Genomic DNA, 20457 nt, shown 5'->3' with positions numbered 1-20457 from the left:
GACACCTCACAACGGAGAAACAAGATGAACATCCTGCAAATCAATTCCAGCGCCCGCAGCACCGGTTCCGCCTCGACCCGCCTGGCTGACGCCATCGTTACCCGCGTACAAGCGGCCAACCCCGGCGCCGCCCTGGTGCGCCGCGACCTGGCCGCCGCACCGCACCCCGTGCTCGACGAACCGACCCTGCAAGCGCTGTTCACGCCAGCGGACAAGCGTACGCCGGAGCAAGCGGCCCGCATCGCCCTGGACGACGCGCTGATTGCGCAAGTGCAAGCGGCTGACGTGATCGTCATCGGCGCGCCCATGTACAACTTCGGCATCACCGTGCAACTGAAAAGCTGGTTCGACGCGATTGCCCGCGCCAACGTCACCTTCAAGTACACGGAAAACGGCCCCGTGGGCTTGCTGACCGGCAAGAAAGTTTACGTGGGCCTGTCCCGCGGCGGCTTGCACCGCGACAGCGCCAACGATAGCCAGGTGCCTTACCTGAACACCATGTTCGGCTTCCTGGGCCTGACCGACGTGCAATACGTGTATTCGGAAGGCATGGGCATGGGCCCGGAAGCCGTGGCCAAGGCGCAAGCCCAGGCGGACGCCGAGATCAACGCCATCCTGGTGTAATCCCCAGCAGTGAAAGGGGCGGCGCACTGGCGCCGTCCTGGCCTAGAGGAGAGAACAATGAGCGATACCACCACCGTCAACAAGCCACGCGCCGTCGAGCGCGTGATCGCCGGCCAGGCCGTCATGGATGGCGCCGGCGTGAAGATCAACCGCGTGCTGACGCAGCAGCTGCAGCGCCGCCTCGACCCGTTCTTGATGCTCGACAACTTTGCCAGCGACAAGCCGAACGACTATATCGCCGGCTTCCCCGAGCATCCGCACCGCGGCTTCGAAACCGTGTCGTACATGATCACGGGACGCATGCGCCACAAGGACAGCGCGGGCCACGAAGGCTTGCTGACCTCGGGCGGCGTGCAATGGATGACGGCCGGTAGCGGCGTGATCCACTCGGAAATGCCAGAACAGGAAGAAGGCGTGATGGAAGGTTTTCAGCTGTGGCTGAACCTGCCCGCGCGCGACAAGATGCGCACGCCGTGGTACCGCGATTTCACCAGCAGCGAAATCCCCCGCTACACGACGGACGCGGGCGTGGCCGTGCAAGTGATCGCCGGCGAGAGCCGTGGCGTGACTGGCGCCGTGCAGCGCGAGCTGACGGAACCGCTGTACCTCGACATCGACTTGCCGGCCGGCGCCAGCTTCGAGCAGCCCTTGCCGCCAGGCCATAATGCCTTCCTGTACACGTTCCGTGGCGAAGTGCAAGTCGATGGCAAGGCCGTGCCCGCCCTGCGCATGGCGATCTTCGCCAACACGCCAGGCAGCGACGGCGTGCGCATCGAGGCGCCGCAAGGCGGCCGCGTGATCCTCGTCGCCGGCCAGCCCTTGAACGAACCGATCGCGCAGTATGGCCCGTTTGTCATGAATACCCAGGCAGAAGTGTTCCAGGCCGTACAGGATTTCCGTGAAGGGAAGTTTGGCGAGTAACAAGGAGAAACCCCAAGAATTTTTGGGGCTATTCTTTGGGGCTATTCAATAGTGAATAAATCGAAAGAGAGAACCAACGTGTACATGCGGGTCCTCTCTTTCAACGACGACGCTTAACAATACCATACGCTTCACTAGACGAACTACGCTGGAAAGTAAGTTCGTTTAAGTGGTACAAGGCGCTTAGTCTCGGAATCAGTTTGTTCGTAATTTTCGACCAGTGCGCGTACTAAATTATCCAACGTCCATAAAGTCAACGGCACATTCGCACGCTCTGCTTCGTAATAGGCCTCTTTTGAAAATCCGCCGGTACTAACATACAGGCCACGATCATCTTTGTGACGACCGCCCAGAAAGCTACGAATCTGCTGCGTGCCCATTTGTCCCTTCCGATGTTTTACCTCAACAATTATTCGAGGATTTTCAAAACCAAAACCATCCGGTGAGGCAATAATATCCTTTCCCCTATCTGGGCCAGCAGGCGAGACTTGCGTTTTGTAACCCATTGCTCGCAGCAAACCTGCGACCAAATCTTGCATCTCTTCCCAATCGAGTCGACTTATTAGGTCTTTAATACGTTCAATCGCGAGAATTTCCAATCCGGCAAGCGGATCTGCTTCCGGCTCCAGCTCTTCAGTGTCTGCAATCATGGACGAAGTCCCAAAGCCGCTCGATGCCTTGGAATCAGATAGCAACTCTTGCATGACCGTGTCAGGCAGCAAAAAGACCGTTAACGTAGCACCCAAGGTATTTTTGCTGCGCACGCTCAACATGTCTCGTTCAACTTCAATGGTTTTCCATTGAACTGGCCGGATCAGTGGCATATCATCTTCTGTCCATTCTGGGCGATATTGATATGGACCCGTCACCTTGCCGACCAAATAAGTACGATTTGCTGGCGAGTAAGTGACGACCCAATCCCCCTCCTGAATCTCGTTTATGAAACGCCATACTTGGGAGGCACCAGAAATGGCAGTACCGAGCTTTACATTCGGTTCTACTTGTTGATAGATTGCCGTTAACTCTTTCCTGCTCATTCCGGGCTTTGCTTTAGGAGCAAGTTCCGCCCAACCGATTGCAGCGGCCTTCCTTTCCCGAAAATCATCATACAAACGCCCGCCTTCACCTCGAATCATCCACATCTTTGCCATCGACGCTACCCTTTATTAAATATCTGCGCGGAAAGATAACATAAATGTCATTTACCCTGGCGATGTGCGTCGTATTGCCAACCAGCAAAGCCTGCCGCTTAGCCTATTAAGCAATTGATAAAATAGCCCTTCAAGCAACTTCGCGACATCTTGGCATCCGAACACCAGGATGCGCGTTAGCCGCCTTGTTACTTTTCAATTACACTGGCGGCAACATCATTCCACAAAGCATTCCATGCATCCGACGCACACCGAACACGACGCCACCCATTTGCACGCCCACCTGAAGGGCGACGCCAAACACACCCACTCGTTCGAGGGCCGCAGCCAGAGTATCCTCGCGTGGGCGCTGGGCTTGACCCTGTCATTTGCCGGCATCGAGGTGGCGGCCGGCTTCCTGTCCAATTCGCTGGCCCTGATTTCCGACGCGGGCCACATGGTCACGGATGCGGCCGCGCTGGGCCTGGCACTGCTGGCGCAACTGATCGCGCGCCGCCCTCCTTCGCCGCGCCACTCGTTCGGCTTTGGCCGCGCCGAAGCGCTGGCCGCCTTCGTCAACGGCCTGGCCATGCTGTGCGTGGTGGGCTGGATCTGCTACGAAGCGGCGCTGCGCTTTTCCTCCCCGCAACCCGTGAAGGGCGGCATGGTCTTCATCGTCGCCTTCATCGGCCTGGCGATCAATATCGTCGTGGCGTGGGTATTGTCGAAAGATAAGCAAAGCGTGAACACGCGCGCCGCCCTCGTGCACGTGATGGGCGATTTGCTGGGCTCGGTCGCCGCCATCGTCGCGGGCGCCGTGATTTACTTTACGGGCTGGATGCAGATCGACCCGCTGCTGTCCGTGCTGGTGTCGCTGCTGATTTTAAAGTCGACATTCGGCGTGCTGCGCGAGTCCTACCATTTCCTGATGGAAGGCGTGCCCATGCACATCGACTACATCCAGGTGGGCGCTGACGTGGAAGAAGTGGATGGCGTGATTGCCGTGCACGATTTACACGTGTGGGATATGTCGCCGGGCCAGCCGGCCCTGATCGGCCACGTGGAAATCGAGCACCTCGACCATTGGCCGAAGGTATTGCGGGCGATCAAGAAGATGTTACTCAGCAAGCATGGCATCGACCACATTACCCTGCAGCCGGAGACGGCCACGATGGCGGGGCTGCATGCGAGCGACAAGACGCATTAACACCAGGTTCAACAAGCGTCACAACGCCTGACAAAACCGTAGCGAGCGGAAGGTAGAGGTAGTCGAGAAGCGCAACCGTACTCTAGTACGGTGAGCATCGCAGGCCGCCTATACCGATGCGCAGTAGGTTTGGTCAGGCGTCAGCTACGACGTGCCTCAAGCACGCCACTGACATCCTTGATCACATTCAGCGCTTTTAATAACTGCGCCGTCGAACTGATCTCGGCCGTAAACGTCATGCGGGCTTGGCCCTTGGCGCTTTGGGTGTTGACGCCGATCACGTTGATCTTTTCGCGCGAAAAGATTTCGGAGATGTCGCGCAGCAAGCCCTGGCGGTCGCCGGCCAGGATGAAAATGTCCACCGGATACACGGTATCGTGCCCGCCCGTGCTGCCCCACTCCGTGAAGATCACGCGCTCGGGCGACTTGGCGCGCATTTCCTCGAAGTTCTTGCACGTGGCGCGGTGAATCGAAACGCCCTTGCCGCGCGTCACGAAACCGACGATGCTGTCCGGCGGCGCCGGCTTGCAGCACTTGGCCAGCACCGTCATCAAGCCCTCGGTCCCCACCACCAGCACGCCGGACTTGGCGCCCTGCTCCACGCTGGACGCGCGGCTCTTGCCGACCAGCACGGCGTCTTCCGGCACCACCACTTCGCCATTGTCGTGCAGCGCCTGCTCCACGTGACGCAGGCTGAATTCATCCTTGCCCACCGACAGGAACAGTTCGTCGACTTTCGCAAAGCCCAGCTTTTGCGCCAGCGCTTCGAGGTTGACGGCCGTCTTGCCTTCGCGCTGCAGGGATTTTTCCACCAGCGCGCGGCCGTGGGCCAGGGTTTCCTGCATGTCGATGGCGTGGAACCAGGCGCGGATCTTCGAGCGCGTGCGCGTGCTGACGGCGTATCCGGCGCTGAGCCAGTCGCGCGACGGCCCCGCCGTGCCCGGCGCGCCCTTGGCCGTGATGATTTCGCAGGTCTGGCCGTTCTTCAATTGCGTATTTAACGGCACCATGATGCCGTCGACCTTGGCGCCGCGGCAGCGGTGGCCCACGTCCGTATGCAAGTGATACGCAAAATCGACGGGCGTGGCGCCCACGGGCAATTCCAGCACCCGCGCCTGCGGCGTCATGACGAAGATGCGGTCGTCCAGGGTGGCCGATTTCAGCTTTTCCACCCATTCGCGCTGGATTTCTTCCTGGCCCACGACGGCGTCGGCCACCTCGGTTTTCCACGCCAGCAACTGGCGCAGCCAGGCGATCTTTTCGTCGTATTTCTGGCCGGCAAAGTTCGAGCCGCCCTCTTCCTTGTAGCGCCAGTGCGCGGCCACGCCGTACTCGGCAAAGCTGTGCATTTCATTGGTGCGGATTTGCACTTCCAGCGGACGGCCATCCTCGGCCGTCACCACCGTGTGCAGCGATTGATAACCGTTGGGTTTCGGCCGTGAAATGTAATCGTCGAATTCTTTCGGGATGGGGGTCCAGATATTGTGGACCACGCCCAGCACCGTGTAGCAGGTTTTCACGTCGGCAACGATGACGCGGAAGGCGCGCACGTCGTACAGGGCCGTAAAGTCCAGCTCCTTGCCGCGCATCTTATTCCAGATGCTGTAAATGTGTTTCGGGCGGCCAAACACTTCCGCCTGGATACCGGCCGAGGCCAGCTCCGTCTGCAGGCGCAAGATCGCCGAGGAAACAAAACCCTCGCGCATCATGCGCTTTTCTTCCAGCATCTTGGCGATGCGCTTATACGCTTCCGGTTCGATGAAGCGGAACGACAAATCTTCCAGTTCCCACTTCAGCTGCCAGATACCGAGGCGGTTGGCCAGCGGCGCGTACAGGTCCAGCGTTTCCTTGCCATACTCGCGCGTCATTTCATTGAACAGTTTTAGTTCAGCAAAGTAACGCAAGGTCGTCACGCAGGCAGCCAGGCGCACCAGCACGACGCGCATGTCGGACGCCATCGCCAGCAACATCTTGCGCAGGGTTTCCACCTGGGCCACGGCTTGCTGCGCCGCATTCTTGCCGCGCCCGCCAGCGCTGCCATGCTGCGCCTGGGTCAGCGCGCGCAAGCGGATCAGCTGGCGCACGCCTGTTGCCAGGTCGCACACCTGCTTGCCGAAGCGCGGCTCGATATCGGCCGCCGTGTCGGGTTCCAGCAGTGTCAGCTCGAACATCAGGCCGGCGATGCGCGTTTCCGCATCGCTGCGCAGGAAAGCGAGCGTGGTGGCCACGCCGAGGGCGAACTCCAGCGCGGAGCGGCCGGCAAAGGTCAGCTTGTCGCCATACGCTTCGGTGGCATACGCGAGCGCGTCCAGCACGCGCGCGCTGTCCGGCGCACTCAAGCCCTCTACCAGTTGTTCCGAGGTGACGCTATTCGGGGCCGAGATGGAAACCATGTAATACCTTTAAACTTAATAACTCAACAACTGAATAACTTAACGCTCTGCAGCGATGATGACGATTTCCACCAGGCAAGCCGGATTGGCCAGCTTCGCTTCCACCGTGGCGCGCGGCGGCGTGTGGCCGGAAGCCACCCAGTCATCCCACACTTCATTCATGCCGGGAAAATCTTTCATGTCGGCGATGTAGATCTGGCACGACAGGATGCAAGTCTTGTCGCTGCCCGCTTCCATCAGCAGACGGTCGACGTGGCCGAGCACTTCGCGCGTCTGGCCGACGATGCCCTGCGTGGTGTCTTCCGCGATCTGGCCAGCCAGGTAGATGGTGTTGTTGTGTATGGCTACTTCGGAGAGGCGTTTGCCTACGTGCAGTCGTGTAATTTCCATGCTTCTTCTTTCGGTTGTTTCAAAATCTGTACAGCGTTATTACTCGCCCAGCATTACTTGCCCAGCAAAAACTTGCGGGCGATGGCGATCTGGTCCTCGTGCACGAACGTGGGCGCATGGCCGACGCCGGCGATTTCCACCAGTTCCGCCTTCGGGCCGCGGCCCAGCATGAGCGTGGCCGTCTCGTGCGACAGCAGATCGGATTCCGAGCCGCGCACCAGCAAGGTGGGGCAGCGCACGGCATCATACGCGGCCCACAGCATGGCTTCGTCGCTGGCCGCCGATTCCGGCGTGGCCGAGCGGAACGGCATGGCCAGTCCCATATCATAGTGGCGGCGCCAGTGGCCATCCTTATCCTGGCGCAACACATCCACCGCCAGTTTATGCCATTCCGCGTCCGTGTGCGGACCGAAGCTGGCGGACACGTCGCGCACGAACCTGGCGCCTTGCTCGAATGTCTCGAAACGCAGGTCCTGGCCGATGTAGTCGCCGATGCGCTGCAAGGCTTCCGGCGCCAGTGTCGGGCCGATATCGTTCAAGACCAGCTTGCTGATCGGGCTGTCCGGCAACGATGCCAGGCCCAGGCCGATCAAGCCGCCCATCGACGTGCCGAACCAGTCCACCGTCTGGCGCTCGCCATTGGCCAGCACGCGCGCCAGCAGGGTCACCATGTCGCTCACATATTGCGGCACGCGGTAAAACTGCGGGTTGGCCAGCCAGCCCGAGCGCCCGCGTCCCACCACGTCGGGACAGATCACGCGGTAATCGCTGGCCATGGCGCGCGCCAGGTTGTCGAAGTCGTCCGCCACGCGCGTCACGCCATGGGCGCAGACGAGCACGTTCGGATTGTCCGCCGCGCCCCACTCTTTATACGACATGGTGTGCAAGCCTGCGGGGGAAATGCACTGGACGGTTTTGATGCTGGCTTCGATCATGCGATTCCTTATAACACCGGAGAAAACCTACTGCGCGTCGGTGGTTGCGGCCTGCGATGCTCACCGTACCAAAGTACGGTTGCGCTTCTCGGCCACAACTCCCTTCCGCTCGCTACGGTTTTGTCCGGCGTCGTTATTTGGTAGTAAAAAACAAAGAAACCGGCGATTTGCCGGTTGCCTCGCGCGCGACGCTACGGCAGTGTAGCGCAGCGCGGGCAATGCTCCAAGCGCGCGCCTGAAATGCTGCGCCGCAGCACAGCACTGGCACCTTCGCCATGGCGCAATACCCGATATAGCGAAAATGCATATCTGCGGTTATCCACAATTGAGCCTGCCTGGCAATGGGCGGATGATCGCAGCATCAACCCGCAAGAGGAGACCACTCGTGAAAAAACCATTCTATAAAATCCTGTACGTACAGGTGCTGTTCGCCATCGTGGCTGGCGTGCTGCTGGGGGTGTTCTACCCAACGAACGCCGTCGACATGAAACCGCTGGGCGACGGCTTTATCAAACTGATCAAGATGATCATCGCCCCGGTGATCTTCTGTACCGTGGTCTCCGGCATCGCCGGCATGCAGGATGTGAAGAAAATCGGCCGCGTGGGCGGCAAGGCGCTGCTGTACTTCGAAGTGGTCTCCACCTTCGCGCTGGCCATCGGCTTGCTGGTTGCTAACATCCTCAAACCGGGCGCCGGCTTCAACGCCGATCCGGCCCACCTGGACGCCAAGTCGATCGCGCAATACACGCACGCCGAAGGCATGAGCACCGTCGACTTCCTGATGAACATCATCCCGAAGACCTTCGTCGACGCCTTCGCCAAGGGCGACATCCTGCAAGTGCTGCTGATCGCCATCCTGTTCGGCTTTTCGCTGTCCCTGCTGGGCGAGCGCGGCCGTCCGGTCACCAAGCTGATCGACGAGCTGTCGCATGCCATCTTCGGCATGGTCAACATCATCATGAAAGTCGCTCCCATCGGCGCGTTCGGCGCGATGGCCTTTACCATCGGTAAATACGGCCTCGCTTCGCTGATCCCGCTGGCGAAACTGATGGGCTCGTTCTACCTGACCTGCTTCCTGTTCGTCTTCGTCGTGCTGGGCCTGATCGCCAAGTACACGGGCTTCTCCATCGGCCGCTTCCTGCTGTACATCAAGGAAGAACTGCTGATCGTGCTGGGCACGAGCTCGTCGGAATCGGCGCTGCCGGCCCTGATGAAGAAACTCGAGCGCCTCGGTTGCTCCAAGCCAGTCGTCGGCCTGGTCGTGCCTACCGGCTACTCGTTCAACTTGGACGGCACCAATATCTACATGACCATGGCCGCCCTGTTCGTGGCGCAAGCCACCAACACGGAACTGACCATCTGGCAGGAACTGACCATCCTGGGCGTGGCGATGCTAACCTCGAAAGGCGCGTCCGGCATCACGGGCGCCGGCTTCATCACCCTGGCCGCCACCCTGGCCGTGGTGCCGACGATTCCCGTGGCCGGCATGGCGCTAATCCTGGGCATCGACCGCTTCATGAGCGAATGCCGCGCGCTGACCAATTTCGTCGGCAACGGCGTGGCCACCATCGTCGTGTCGAAATGGGAAAAAGAACTGGACATGGACAAGCTGCATAGCGAGCTGGCCCATCCAACCCACCCGACCGACGATGCGTATGTCGCGCCCAGCGTGAATATCGTCAAGTAAGCTGTACGCTTCATTGAAAAGCCCCGCAGATCACTCTGCGGGGCTTTTTTCATGCGTGCAGGCTTTTGCCGGCATCATCAACAAACAGTAAATCATCCATCAATATTTCATTGAATGATCAATGAATGAAAAACCATTACAGTACGGTCACCTGTTCGCCACTTGGTTCCCGCATAATGACATTGCGTTAATGCAAGCCTGACACCGAACCATCCTCACCTTTGAATGGAGTACGTCATGTCCCTCTCGCCCGCCTTCTACGCCACCTGGAACCCACGCCTGCTGGGCCTGCTCCGCATCATCCTCGGCTTCCTCTTCCTGCAACACGGCACGGCCAAACTGTTCGGTGCGCCGCACGTGGCCATGTTCGACGGCTTGCAACTGTTGTCCGTGATGGGCGCGGCCGGCGTCATCGAGCTCGTCGGCGGCAGCTTGCTGCTGGTGGGCCTGTTCACGCGCCCCGTCGCCTTCATCCTGTCGGGCCAGATGGCGGCCGCCTACTTCATGGCGCATGCGCCTGCCGGTTTCCTGCCGATCCTGAACGGCGGTGAAATGGCCGTCATGTATTGCTTCACCTTCCTGTATTTCGCAGTGGCAGGCGCCGGCGCCTGCAGCCTGGACGGCTTGCGCGGCAAGGCAGGCGCATAAAAAAAGGGCGGACATCGCTGTCCGCCCTTTCATTGCCTGCAACGAGCCGTTTATACGGCGGAAACGTCCAATTCAGCGCCCGTGGCCGCCTGCACCTGCTCCTTGGTCACGCCCGGCGCCAGCTCCACCAGCTTCAGGCCGTTTTCCGTCACGTCGATCACGCCCAGATCGCTGATGATGACGTCGACCACGCCCACGCCCGTCAGCGGCAAGTCGCACTGTTTCAGCAGCTTGTGCGACGTCGTGCCATCCTTGGCCGTGGCCACGTGTTCCATCAGCACGACGACGCGCTTGACGCCGGCGACGAGGTCCATCGCGCCGCCCATGCCCTTGACCATCTTGCCTGGGATCATCCAGTTCGCCAGGTCGCCCTTTTCCGACACTTGCATGGCGCCCAGGATGGCCAGGTTGATCTTGCCGCCGCGGATCATGCCAAACGAGTCAGCCGAGCTGAAGTAGGCGGCGCCCGGCAAGGCCGTCACCGTCTGCTTGCCCGCGTTGATCAGGTCAGCATCGACTTCATCGTCCGTGGGAAACGGGCCGATGCCCAGCAAGCCGTTTTCCGACTGCAGGAACACTTCGATATTTTCCGGCACGTAGTTCGCGACCAGGGTCGGCAAGCCGATGCCCAGGTTCACATAAAAGCCATCCTGCAATTCCTTTGCCGCGCGCGCGGCCATTTCATCACGTGTCCAAGCCATTATCATCTCCCTCAATTTTCGTGGAACGCCTGTCCAAACCTACTGTGCGGCGCGCTTTGCGGCCTGCGATGCTCACCGTACTAAAGTACGGTTGCGCTTCTTAGCCACAAATCACTGCCGCTCGCTACGGTTTTGCCATGCGTAAATCTTCTATTTATTAGTCAGTGCGCACGGTGCGCTGCTCGATGCGTTTTTCCGGGTTCGCATTGACCACGATGCGGTGCACGAAGATGCTGGGGGTATGCACCTGGTCCGGGTCGATCTCGCCCACTTCGACCAGTTTTTCCACTTCGACGATGGTGATCTTGCCCGCCATGGCCACGTTCGGGTTGAAATTGCGCGCCGTCTTGCGGTAGACCAAATTGCCCGCGCGGTCGGCCATGTAGGCTTTCACCAGCGACACATCGGCCACGAGGCTGCGTTCCATCACGTATTGTTCGCCGTCGAATTCGCGCAGTTCCTTGCCGTCGGCGACGATGGTGCCCACGCCGGTTTTCGTGAAGAAGGCGGGAATGCCGGCGCCGCCGGCGCGCAGCTTCTCGGCCAGGGTGCCTTGCGGCGTGAATTCCAGTTCCAGTTCGCCGGCCAGGTACTGGCGCGCGAATTCCTTGTTTTCGCCCACATAGGAGGCGATCATTTTCTTGATCTGGCGCGTGGTCAGCAGCTGGCCCAGGCCGAAACCGTCGACGCCGGCATTATTCGAAATGGCCGTCAGGCCCGTCACGCCCGAATCGCGCAAGGCGCCGATCAGGGCTTCGGGGATGCCGCACAGGCCGAAGCCGCCAACGGCGATGGTCTGGCCATCTTGGACGATACCGGCCAGCGCCGAGGCGGCGTCAGGATAAACTTTATTCATGGGTGTCCCTCTATCTTTTGTTAAGCTTTGGTCTTGAGTCCATGACTCAGGCAGCGACTCAGCATAAAATACGCGAGTGGAAAGTACAATACCGTAGAACTACCGGCGCCGTGCCGGCAATCCCCCTGTGAGAGTGATACGTATCAGATGAACGCCGCGTCAGCCATCGATTATGAAAGTATCTTCCTGCACGCGCCCGTGGGCATGTGCATGTCGGAAAACCGCATCATGCGCAGCTGCAACGAAGCGCTGGCGGCCATGTTCGGCTATGCGCGCGCCCAGCTGGACGACCAGTCGTTCGAAGTACTCTACCCCACGCACGACGAATTCCTGCGCACGGGTGACCGCATCATCCCCATCATGAACGCCAAGGGCCGCTATTCGGACGAACGCATCATGCGCCGCAGTAATGGAGAATTGTTCTGGTGCCACGTCACGGGCCACGCCATGCTGCCGCGGGAACCGCTGGGACCGGGCATCTGGACGTTCGAGGATGTCAGCGAAAAACGTCCCGTGACGGCGGAACTGACGCCGCGCGAGCGCGAAATCGCCGCGCTGCTGGTGGAGGGCAAGACCAGCAAGGTCATCGCACGCCAGATCGACCTCAGCCCCCGTACGGTGGAAATGCACCGCGCCAAGCTGATGCGCAAGTTCGCCGCCTCGACCTCGTCCGAGCTGGTGCACAAGCTGGTGGGCTTGCAGCTGCAGCGCTAGGGCTGCAGCCAAGGTGACTATCGTTTAACGCCAAGTAAAACCGTCGCGAGCGGCAGCGATTGGTGGCCGAGAAGCGCAACGCGCAGCAGCTTGTATGGCGTTAAAAGGTGCTCATGCCGCCATCGGCGGAAATGATGGCGCCATTGATGAAATGCGAATCCTCGCCCGCCAGCAACAGCAGCAGGCCGTCGAGGTCTTCCGGCTTGCCCGGACGTTTATTCGGCAGCATTTCGATCAATTTCTTGCCCTGTTCGGTGGCAAAGTAATCTTCGTTGATTTCCGTGGAAATGTAACCGGGACAGATGGCGTTCGTGTTGATGCCGTACTTGCCCCACTCCACAGCCATGGCGCGCGTCATGTGCACCATGCCCGCCTTGCTCATGCAATACACGCCGATCTGCGGCAGCACCTGCAAGCCCGCCATCGAGGCGATATTGATGATGCGGTGCTGCTTCTTCGGGTCGCCCTTGGCGCGCGCGATCATGCGCTTGGCCGTTTGCTGGGCCACGAAGAACGATCCGCGCAGGTTGGTATCCATCACGAACGAGTAATCCTCGGGCGTGACGTCGACCAGGCGTTGCGTGGTGGAGACACCGGAATTGTTGACGAGGATATCGATGGGGCCCGCTTCCGTTTCCGCGTGCGCGATGGCCGACTTGATGCTGGCGAAGTCGGTCACGTCGAGCGACACCACGTGCGCGGCGCCGCCATCGGCTTCGATTTCGGCGCGCAATTCCTTCAGGCGTTCGGTGCGGCGCGACGCCAGCACGACCTGCGCGCCGGCCTGGGCCAGCACTTTCGCAAAGCGCGCGCCGAGGCCGCTCGATGCGCCGGTAATCAGGGCAATCTTGCCCTCGAAATTGACTTCTATGCCCACGAGCTACTCCTGTTTTATTTTAGATAACACTTTACGCCGTGCCGATGGCGCAGGGGCAAAATACCCTGCGTCGCACTTGAGCAAAGGTAAACGCCATCATTACACAAAATGGCCGGATTTAGATTGCGGCGAGGGGCAATGTCACGCAAAATGGCGCCAAAGTTGCAATCCTCGTCAAAAACAAGCACACTCGTGCTTAAATTTCCCCGATGATGCTTTATTCCCTATCCTTGCTACCTAATTGAGTGACTATAAATCGAGACCATGACACAGCCTAATAACTTAGTTGAACAGTACGGACCGCGCGAAACCATGGAATATGACGTGGTGATCGTCGGCGGTGGCCCCGCAGGCTTGGCCGCGGCGATCCGCCTGAAGCAGCTGGCCGCTGAAAAGAGCCAGGAAGTGTCCGTCTGCGTGCTGGAAAAAGGCGGCGAACTGGGCGCGCATATCCTGTCGGGCGCCATCATGGACCCGAAAGCGCTGACGGAACTGATTCCGAACTGGAAAGAACTGGGCGCGCCCCTGAACACGGAAGTGACGGAAGACCGCATCCTGTTCCTGACGGAAACGAAAGCGTATAAGACGCCAGGCTTCGCCGTGCCGGCCTGCTTTGAAAACCACGGCAATTACATCGTCTCGCTGGGCAATGTGGTGCGCTGGATGGGCCAGCAGGCGGAAAACCTGGGCGTGGAAATCTTCCCCGGCTTCCCTGCCGCGGAAATCCTCTACAACGACGACGGTTCCGTCAAAGGCGTGGCGACTGGCAACATGGGCGTCAAGCGCGATGGCGAACCGGGCCCCGACTTCCAGCTGGGCATGGAATTGCACGCCAAGTACACCCTGTTCGCCGAAGGCGCGCGCGGCCACCTGGGCAAGCAATTGATGGCCAAGTATGACTTGAACGCCGGCAAGGACCCGCAGTCCTACGGCATCGGCATCAAGGAATTGTGGGAAATCGACCCCGCCCAGCACAAGCCGGGCCTGGTGATCCACTCGAGCGGCTGGCCGCTGGACACGAAAACCTACGGCGGCTCCTTCCTGTACCACCTGGAAAACAACCAGGTCATGGTGGGCTATGTGGTCGGCCTGAACTACGAAAACCCGTACCTGTCGCCGTATGAGGAATTCCAGCGCTACAAGACGCATCCGGAAATCCGCAAGTTCTTCGAAGGCGGCAAGCGCATCTCGTACGGCGCGCGGGCGATTGCGGCCGGCGGCCTGCAATCGTTGCCGAAACTGGTGTTTGCGGGCGGAGCACTGATCGGCTGCGATGCGGGCTTCCTGAACATGAGCCGCATCAAGGGCAGCCACGCGGCCATCAAGAGCGGCATGCTGGCGGCGGACGCGGCCTTCGGCGCGCTGGGCGAACAGCGCCAGCACGACGAACTGACGAGCTACCCTGTCGCCTTCGAACAATCGTGGCTGCATGAAGAGCTGCACGTGGCGCGCAACGTCAAGCCATGGCTGTCGAAAGGCCTGTACCTGGGCAGCCTGATGACGGGCATCGACCAGCTGATCTTCCGCGGCAAGGCGCCGTGGACCCTGCACCACTCGCATGGCGACCACGAATGCCTGAAACCGGCCGCCCAGTCGAAGAAGATCGTGTATCCGAAACCCGATGGCAAGTTGACCTTCGACAAGATGTCGTCCGTGTTCATTTCGAACACGAACCACGCGGAAGACCAGCCGATCCACCTGACGCTGAAGAACGCCAGCGTGCCGGTCGACGTCAACCTGGCCACGTATGCGGGTCCGGAAGCCCGTTACTGTCCCGCCGGCGTGTACGAGTTCGTGAAGAACGACGACGGCGCCGAACGCCTGCAGATCAATGCGCAGAACTGCGTGCACTGTAAAACCTGCGACATCAAGGATCCGACGCAAAACATCGTGTGGGTGACACCGGAAGGCGGCGGCGGGCCGAACTATCCGAATATGTAATCGCAAGGTTCCGCAGCACCGGCTGACAATCGGCCAGAACAGCGCACTCCCATCCGGCAGTGCGCTGTTTTTTTGTCGGAAGGATCAGAATTGCCCGCACTTTGGACCAACTGCAACAGCAAGTGCGCATTCGCGCGGCGTGCGTCAACAAATTCCCCTCGGAAAGTTTCTCACGGGCACTGTCACCAGTTACAATTCCCGTTGCTAAACATTTCTGCCAGCCTCAGCCCATGCACCCGACCCTCCCTCCCGCAGTCTCCCCCGACACCGAATTACAGCAAGCCATCGCTGAACACCAGGCAGGGCGTTTTGCCGAGGCGGAAGAGATTTACCTGTCGATCCTGCAGGCCCATCCCTACCATGCCATCGCCAACCACAACCTGGGCTTGCTGGCCGGACAAGTGGGCCAGCACGTGGCCGGCCTGCCGTATTTGCGCAAGGCGCTGTCCGTCGCCCCGGACGAAGGCCAGTTCTGGCTGTCCTATGCGCAGGGATTGCTGCAGGCGGGACAGCCCGACGAAGCGCTCGACATCGTCGACACCGCCATCGGCCGCGGACTGGACAACGATGCTTCGCAAGCGCTGCGCCGGCAGGCGCAGGAAGCCGTCGCGCTGGCGGCCCTGTCGCCGTCGCAGCCGGAAATGGACCACATCGTACAGCTGTACCAGGCAGGCCAGCATGCGCAGATGGAAGCGGCCTGCCGGCAATTGCTGGCAAGCTATCCCGACTCGCCATTCGGCTGGAGCGTGCTGGGCACGGCCCTGCAACTGCAAGGCAAGGATGCCCTCGCCACGCTGCAGCGGACGGTGGAACTGACGCCGCACGATGCGCAGGCGCATGGCCACCTGGGCAATGCCTGGCAAACGGCCGGCAAACTCGATGCAGCCCGCGACTGCTACCTGCGGGCGCTGGAAATCGAGCCGGCGTTCGCCGAGGCGCACTGCAACCTGGGCAACCTGCTCCAGGCGGAAAACCGGCTGGACGAGGCCGTGGCGAGCTATCGCCGCGCCCTTGCCTTGAAGCCGGACTACGCGCTGGCGGCATTTAACCTGGGCAATGCGCTGCTGCGCCAGAAACAGTTTGGCGCCGCTGCCGACAGCTTCCGCGCCGCCACCCTTGCATTGCCCGACGACGCCGAAGCGCACAACCGGCTCGGCCAGGCGCTGCACGAAAACAAAAATGTGCAGGACGCCGTGCGCAGCTTCCAGCGCGCGCTGCAGATCAAACCCGATTACCGGGCGGCACGGAACAATCTGGTCGCCGCCTACCTGGCGCTGAAACAGTATCAGGATGTATTGACGTGCCTCAACACGGCCATGGAATCCGAACCAGATGATGAAGAATTGCACTTTCATTTAGGTAATGTCATGCGCACCATGGGCAAAAGCAAGGAAGCGCTGGCCGCGTTCCAGCGCGCCCTGGAAATCAAGCCCGACTACGCAGCGGCGGAAATCAACCTGTGCTCGCTACTCCATGCCGAAGGCCACCTGGAGGAAGCCATCGCCAGCGGCTATCGCGCGCGGACGGTGGCGCCGCATATTCCGGAAAGCCACAGCGGCCTGCTGTTTTGCCTCAGCCATAGCATCGATATCGACGCCCAACGCCTGTTTGAGGAACATTGCCGCTTCGGCGACGCCTTCGACCACCCGTCCACGGCCGGGACGGCGGAAGGCCAAGGTTTCCACAACGACAACGATCCCGCGCGGCGCATCAGGGTCGGCTTTGTCTCGGGCGACTTCAATTCGCACGTGGTGTCCAATTTCGTCGTGCCCGTGATCGCGCACCTGAGCGCCAGCCCCGGCCTGAGCCTGTATGCCTATTACAACAATACGCTGGAAGACGCCGTCACGCAGCGCCTGCGCGGCTATTTCCCGCATTGGCAAAACATCATCGAGGTGAGCGACAGCAACTTGCAGGAAAAGATCCGCGAAGACGGCATCGACATCCTGGTCGACCTGTCCAGCCACACGGCCTTCAACCGCCTGACGGCCTTTGGCCGCAAACTGGCGCCGATTCAGGTCAGCTGGATCGCCTATCCCGGCACAACGGGCCTGAAAACCATGGATTACTACCTGACGGACCCGCAATTCGACGTCGACGAAAAGTACTTCACGGAAAAAGTCGTGCTGCTGCCCGCCAGCGTGCCCTTCCTGCCATCGTCGGACTCCCCGGAACTGGTCCGCGCGCCCGCGCTGGGCAACGGCTACCTGACCTTCGGCAGCTTCAATCGGCTCAGCAAGCTCAATCCCGGCGTCATCGCCCGCTGGGCAAAGCTGCTGCGGGCCCTGCCCGAAGCGAAAATGCATCTGGCAGCCATGCAAAAGGACAGCGACATCGCCACCTTGCAAGCCTGGTTCGCGCAGGAAGGCATCGCCGCCGACCGCCTGACCTTCCACGGCCGCACCCACCTGGGCGGCTATCTGGCCCTGCACCAGCAAATCGACCTTTGCCTCGACACCTTCCCGTACACGGGCGGCACCACCACGCTGCACGCGCTGTGGATGGGTGTGCCCACGCTGACGCTCAAGGGTACAAGCGTACCGAGCCATGCCGGCGCCTGCATCTTGCAGCATGTGGGTCTCGACGCCTTCATCGCGACCGACGACGACGATTTCGTCCGGAAAGGAATATTCTTGTCTAACAACATCATGCAACTGGCCGTCCTGCGCGCAGACTTGCGCAACCGCATGCAAGAGTCGGCGCTGGCCGACTCCCGGGCCATCGCCCACAATATGGAACAGGCTTTCCGCACCATGTGGCAGCGCTGGTGCGGCGGCTTGCCGCCCGCATCGTTCGCCATTGCGCCCGACGACGCCAGCAAGCAGGCGGTGCAGTCATGAGCCACAAGAAGCCGATTTACGTCACGCAGCCGCTCATGCCGGATTTGCAAGATTTCCTGCCGTATCTGGAAGAAATCTGGGAAAACAAGATCCTCACCAACGGCGGCCCGTTCCACCAGCAACTGGAACAGGCGCTGTGCGACTATCTGGGCGTCAAGCACATCTGCCTGTTTACCAATGGCACGCTGGCGCTGATCACGGCCCTGCAGGCGCTGCGCATCACCGGCGAAGTGATCACCACGCCCTATTCCTTCGTCGCCACCGCCCATTCGCTGCTGTGGAATGGCATCAAGCCCATTTTTGTCGATATCGACCCGCTGAGCCTGAATATGGATCCCGCCAGGATCGAGGCAGCCATCACGCCGCACACCACCGCCATCATGCCGGTGCACTGCTATGGCCGTCCCTGCGACGTGGAACGCATCGAAAAGATCGCCGACAACTATGGCTTGAAAGTCATCTACGACGCGGCGCATGCGTTCGGCGTGCGGCACAAGGGCAGCAGCGTGCTCAATTGCGGCGACCTGTCCGTGCTGAGTTTTCACGCCACCAAGATTTTCAATACCTTCGAAGGGGGCGCGATCGTCTGCCCCGACGCCAAGACCAAGCAACGCATCGACCATCTGAAAAATTTCGGCTTCGTCGACGAAGTGACGGTGGTGGCACCCGGCATCAACGGCAAGATGAGCGAGATCAACGCCGCATTCGGCCTCCTGCAATTGAAGGGCATCGACGCGGCTCGCCTGCAGCGGCGCGCCATCGATGGCCGCTACCGGGAACGGCTGGCGGCCATCGCCGGCATCGACTGCCTGCCGGCGGGAGAGGAAGAATCGGCCAACCATTCCTACTTCCCCATACTCGTCAAGGAAGCCTACGGCACCAGCCGCGACGCACTGTTCCAGCTGCTGCGGGACGAGAATATCTACGCGCGCCGCTATTTCTATCCACTCATCAGCGACTTCCCCATGTACCGCAGCATGCCGACCGCCGCCCACAGCAATCTGCCGAACGCGCTGCAGGCATCGCGGCAAATCATCTGCCTGCCCATCTATCCCGGCCTGGATCTCGATCAGGTCGATGCCATCTGCGCCATCGTCGAGCGTCACGCACAGGCGGGCCTGACTCCATGAATATTTCCACAGACACCGACTTTTTCGGCACCATCGACGACCATCGCTGGGCGGCACAATTTACCGTGCTGTCCTACAAGGACGGCGGCCAGACCCTGATACCGCATGGCTTTTTCCGTAACTGGCTGGGCAATGAGCCCGACTTCGGGCAATTTACCATCGGCCGCTGTTCCGGCATCGGCATCGGTTCGCAAGCCAAATACGATTCGACCGCGCAGCACCTGCAAATCGGGCGCTACGTTTCCGGCGGCGCGAATCTGCGCTTCATCCTCAACGGCCAGCACGACATGCGCACCATTTCCACGTATCTTCTGGCATTGGGCGGCATGGGCCTGGAAAACAGCCCGATTCCCCAATATGCCGATACGGTCATCAAGAACGATGTGTGGATCGGCGACGAGGCGATGATATTGGGCGGCGCGGTCATCGAGAATGGCTGCGTCATCGGTGCGCGCACGCTGGTGCCGCCCAATTTCCGCAGCGAACCCTACGGCATTTACGCCGGGACGCCGGCGCGGCTGCTGCGCTTCCGCTTCAGCGAGGAAGTGCGCGCAGCCCTGCTGGCGCTGGCCTGGTGGGAACTGCCGCTGAGCTGGATACGCGAGAATAATGCGCATTTCCTGCAAAACATGACGGCCGACGACGGCGAGGCGCTGCGCGTCATAGCAGAACTGGCGGAAAGCAAGCGCCGCCACCTGGAAGCCGGCGCCGGCGCCGCACACCCGCACAAGGATGACCATGTCTGAACTTTTCAATCCCGGCTATTACACCGAAGAAGACTTGCACGGCGCGGGGTTTCGCAGCCTCGGCCACAACGTGCGCATCGCCAGGAACTGCGTCATCATCGGCATCGACAATATCGCCATCGGCAACAACGTGCGCATCGATGGCTACAGCACGCTGGTGGCGGCGGGTGGCCATATCCGCATCGGCAGCTACGTTCACATTGGCGGCGGCTGCTTTCTCTCCGGCGGCGCAGGCATCACGCTGGAAGACTACGCCGGCTTGTCGCAAGGCGTGCGCCTGTACAGCAAGACCGATGACTACAGCGGAGCGAGCATGACCAACCCCACCGTGCCGGCGGAATTTACAAACTGCAAAAGCGGCGCCGTCCACCTGGGCAGGCACGTCATCATCGGCTCGGGCAGCGTGGTGCTGCCCGGCGCGCAGCTTGGCGAAGGCGTCGCCGTGGGCGCGCTCAGCCTGGTCACCAGGTCCCTGCCGGCGTGGGGAATCTATGCGGGCACACCGGCGAAGCGTATCAACAGCCGCGACCAGGGGCTGTTAATTGCGGAAGAGCAATTGCGCGCGCGGGATGCCGTGAAAAATAGTTAAAAGTATATTTTTAATCATAATTTCCATGGCAATAAAAAATCACCGCAGGCCAGCGGCCACATAAAAAATATTTCCATGTAGCATTTAATACGTAAGCAGAAATAGCCGCCTTGTGCTTGTGAGAGCAG

18 protein-coding genes are annotated in these 20457 nt (G+C 60.5%); 11 read left to right on the top strand and 7 right to left on the bottom strand.

The features are described from left to right. The first annotated feature begins 24 nt into the window (after nucleotides 1-24). Together O3299_RS04510 and O3299_RS04505 are read left to right on the top strand one after the other, a co-directional pair. Complete coding sequence (locus O3299_RS04510) at nucleotides 25-624, top strand: FMN-dependent NADH-azoreductase (protein ID WP_099664366.1); 600 nt, start codon at nucleotides 25-27, stop codon at nucleotides 622-624. 57 nt (nucleotides 625-681) lie between these two features. Beyond that, on the top strand, nucleotides 682-1545 hold the full coding sequence (locus O3299_RS04505; protein ID WP_305061594.1) for a pirin family protein: 864 nt from the start codon (nucleotides 682-684) through the stop codon (nucleotides 1543-1545). 143 nt (nucleotides 1546-1688) lie between these two features. On the opposite strand, the gene O3299_RS04500 is transcribed toward O3299_RS04505, so the two are convergent. After that, nucleotides 1689-2696: a restriction endonuclease gene (locus O3299_RS04500; protein ID WP_305051629.1), complete on the bottom strand. Its 1008-nt coding sequence runs from the start codon at nucleotides 2694-2696 to the stop codon at nucleotides 1689-1691. A 235-nt stretch (nucleotides 2697-2931) separates the two neighbouring features. Between O3299_RS04500 and O3299_RS04495 the strand changes: the two genes are divergently transcribed. Beyond that, complete coding sequence (locus O3299_RS04495) at nucleotides 2932-3882, top strand: cation diffusion facilitator family transporter (protein ID WP_305051628.1); 951 nt, start codon at nucleotides 2932-2934, stop codon at nucleotides 3880-3882. 140 nt (nucleotides 3883-4022) lie between these two features. Here O3299_RS04495 and O3299_RS04490 read toward each other — a convergent pair whose 3' ends face one another. The 3 genes from O3299_RS04490 to O3299_RS04480 are packed head-to-tail and all read right to left on the bottom strand — an operon-like array spanning nucleotide 4023 to nucleotide 7600. Next, entirely contained in the window at nucleotides 4023-6275 is a 2253-nt protein-coding gene (locus O3299_RS04490; RefSeq protein WP_077403237.1) for a bifunctional (p)ppGpp synthetase/guanosine-3',5'-bis(diphosphate) 3'-pyrophosphohydrolase, read from the bottom strand. A 39-nt stretch (nucleotides 6276-6314) separates the two neighbouring features. Continuing rightward, nucleotides 6315-6665 (bottom strand): RidA family protein, encoded by a 351-nt coding sequence (locus O3299_RS04485; RefSeq protein ID WP_034784210.1) that lies wholly within the window; start codon nucleotides 6663-6665, stop codon nucleotides 6315-6317. 53 nt (nucleotides 6666-6718) lie between these two features. Continuing rightward, on the bottom strand, nucleotides 6719-7600 hold the full coding sequence (locus O3299_RS04480; protein WP_305051627.1) for an alpha/beta fold hydrolase: 882 nt from the start codon (nucleotides 7598-7600) through the stop codon (nucleotides 6719-6721). 349 nt (nucleotides 7601-7949) lie between these two features. On the opposite strand from O3299_RS04480, the gene O3299_RS04475 reads away from it, so the two are divergent. Together O3299_RS04475 and O3299_RS04470 are read left to right on the top strand one after the other, a co-directional pair. Further along, nucleotides 7950-9287 carry a dicarboxylate/amino acid:cation symporter gene (locus O3299_RS04475; RefSeq protein ID WP_305051626.1) on the top strand — a complete coding sequence of 446 codons (1338 nt, stop codon included), beginning with the start codon at nucleotides 7950-7952 and terminating at the stop codon, nucleotides 9285-9287. A 237-nt stretch (nucleotides 9288-9524) separates the two neighbouring features. Further along, nucleotides 9525-9935, top strand: a complete 411-nt coding sequence (locus O3299_RS04470) for a DoxX family protein (protein WP_289898363.1) — start codon at nucleotides 9525-9527, stop codon at nucleotides 9933-9935. A 50-nt stretch (nucleotides 9936-9985) separates the two neighbouring features. Here the strand turns inward: O3299_RS04470 and O3299_RS04465 are convergent, their stop codons facing one another. Then, nucleotides 9986-10636, bottom strand: coding sequence for a CoA transferase subunit B (locus tag O3299_RS04465; protein WP_077403229.1), 651 nt, complete (start codon nucleotides 10634-10636; stop codon nucleotides 9986-9988). A gap of 157 nt (nucleotides 10637-10793) precedes the next feature. After that, nucleotides 10794-11492, bottom strand: a complete 699-nt coding sequence (locus O3299_RS04460) for a CoA transferase subunit A (RefSeq protein ID WP_099664372.1) — start codon at nucleotides 11490-11492, stop codon at nucleotides 10794-10796. 147 nt (nucleotides 11493-11639) lie between these two features. On the opposite strand from O3299_RS04460, the gene O3299_RS04455 reads away from it, so the two are divergent. Beyond that, nucleotides 11640-12206 (top strand): LuxR C-terminal-related transcriptional regulator, encoded by a 567-nt coding sequence (locus O3299_RS04455; protein WP_166450196.1) that lies wholly within the window; start codon nucleotides 11640-11642, stop codon nucleotides 12204-12206. 100 nt (nucleotides 12207-12306) lie between these two features. Here the strand turns inward: O3299_RS04455 and O3299_RS04450 are convergent, their stop codons facing one another. Further along, nucleotides 12307-13083 carry an SDR family oxidoreductase gene (locus tag O3299_RS04450; protein ID WP_034752351.1) on the bottom strand — a complete coding sequence of 259 codons (777 nt, stop codon included), beginning with the start codon at nucleotides 13081-13083 and terminating at the stop codon, nucleotides 12307-12309. Nucleotides 13084-13347: 264 nt separating this feature from the next. On the opposite strand from O3299_RS04450, the gene O3299_RS04445 reads away from it, so the two are divergent. The 5 genes from O3299_RS04445 to O3299_RS04425 all read left to right on the top strand — a co-directional run bounded on the left by O3299_RS04445 (nucleotide 13348) and on the right by O3299_RS04425 (nucleotide 20329). Continuing rightward, on the top strand, nucleotides 13348-15024 hold the full coding sequence (locus O3299_RS04445) for an electron transfer flavoprotein-ubiquinone oxidoreductase (protein WP_174718100.1): 1677 nt from the start codon (nucleotides 13348-13350) through the stop codon (nucleotides 15022-15024). A 230-nt stretch (nucleotides 15025-15254) separates the two neighbouring features. Continuing rightward, a complete protein-coding gene (locus tag O3299_RS04440; RefSeq protein WP_305061593.1) occupies nucleotides 15255-17864 on the top strand; it encodes a tetratricopeptide repeat protein in 2610 nt (869 codons plus the stop codon). Next, a complete protein-coding gene (locus O3299_RS04435; protein WP_305061592.1) occupies nucleotides 17861-18994 on the top strand; it encodes a DegT/DnrJ/EryC1/StrS aminotransferase family protein in 1134 nt (377 codons plus the stop codon). Before O3299_RS04440 ends, O3299_RS04435 begins: the two co-directional genes overlap by 4 nt. After that, nucleotides 18991-19740 (top strand): CatB-related O-acetyltransferase, encoded by a 750-nt coding sequence (locus tag O3299_RS04430; RefSeq protein WP_305061591.1) that lies wholly within the window; start codon nucleotides 18991-18993, stop codon nucleotides 19738-19740. The genes O3299_RS04435 and O3299_RS04430 overlap by 4 nt, the downstream gene beginning before the upstream one ends. Continuing rightward, nucleotides 19733-20329 carry an acyltransferase gene (locus O3299_RS04425; RefSeq protein WP_251349163.1) on the top strand — a complete coding sequence of 199 codons (597 nt, stop codon included), beginning with the start codon at nucleotides 19733-19735 and terminating at the stop codon, nucleotides 20327-20329. The genes O3299_RS04430 and O3299_RS04425 overlap by 8 nt, the downstream gene beginning before the upstream one ends. Nucleotides 20330-20457 lie beyond the last annotated feature (128 nt).

This window comes from Janthinobacterium sp. SUN176, from assembly GCF_030587335.1.
Lineage (GTDB): Bacteria > Pseudomonadota > Gammaproteobacteria > Burkholderiales > Burkholderiaceae_D > Janthinobacterium > Janthinobacterium kumbetense.
Note: the sequence above shows the minus strand (reverse complement) of the source record. Positions and strands in the feature narration are given on the sequence as shown.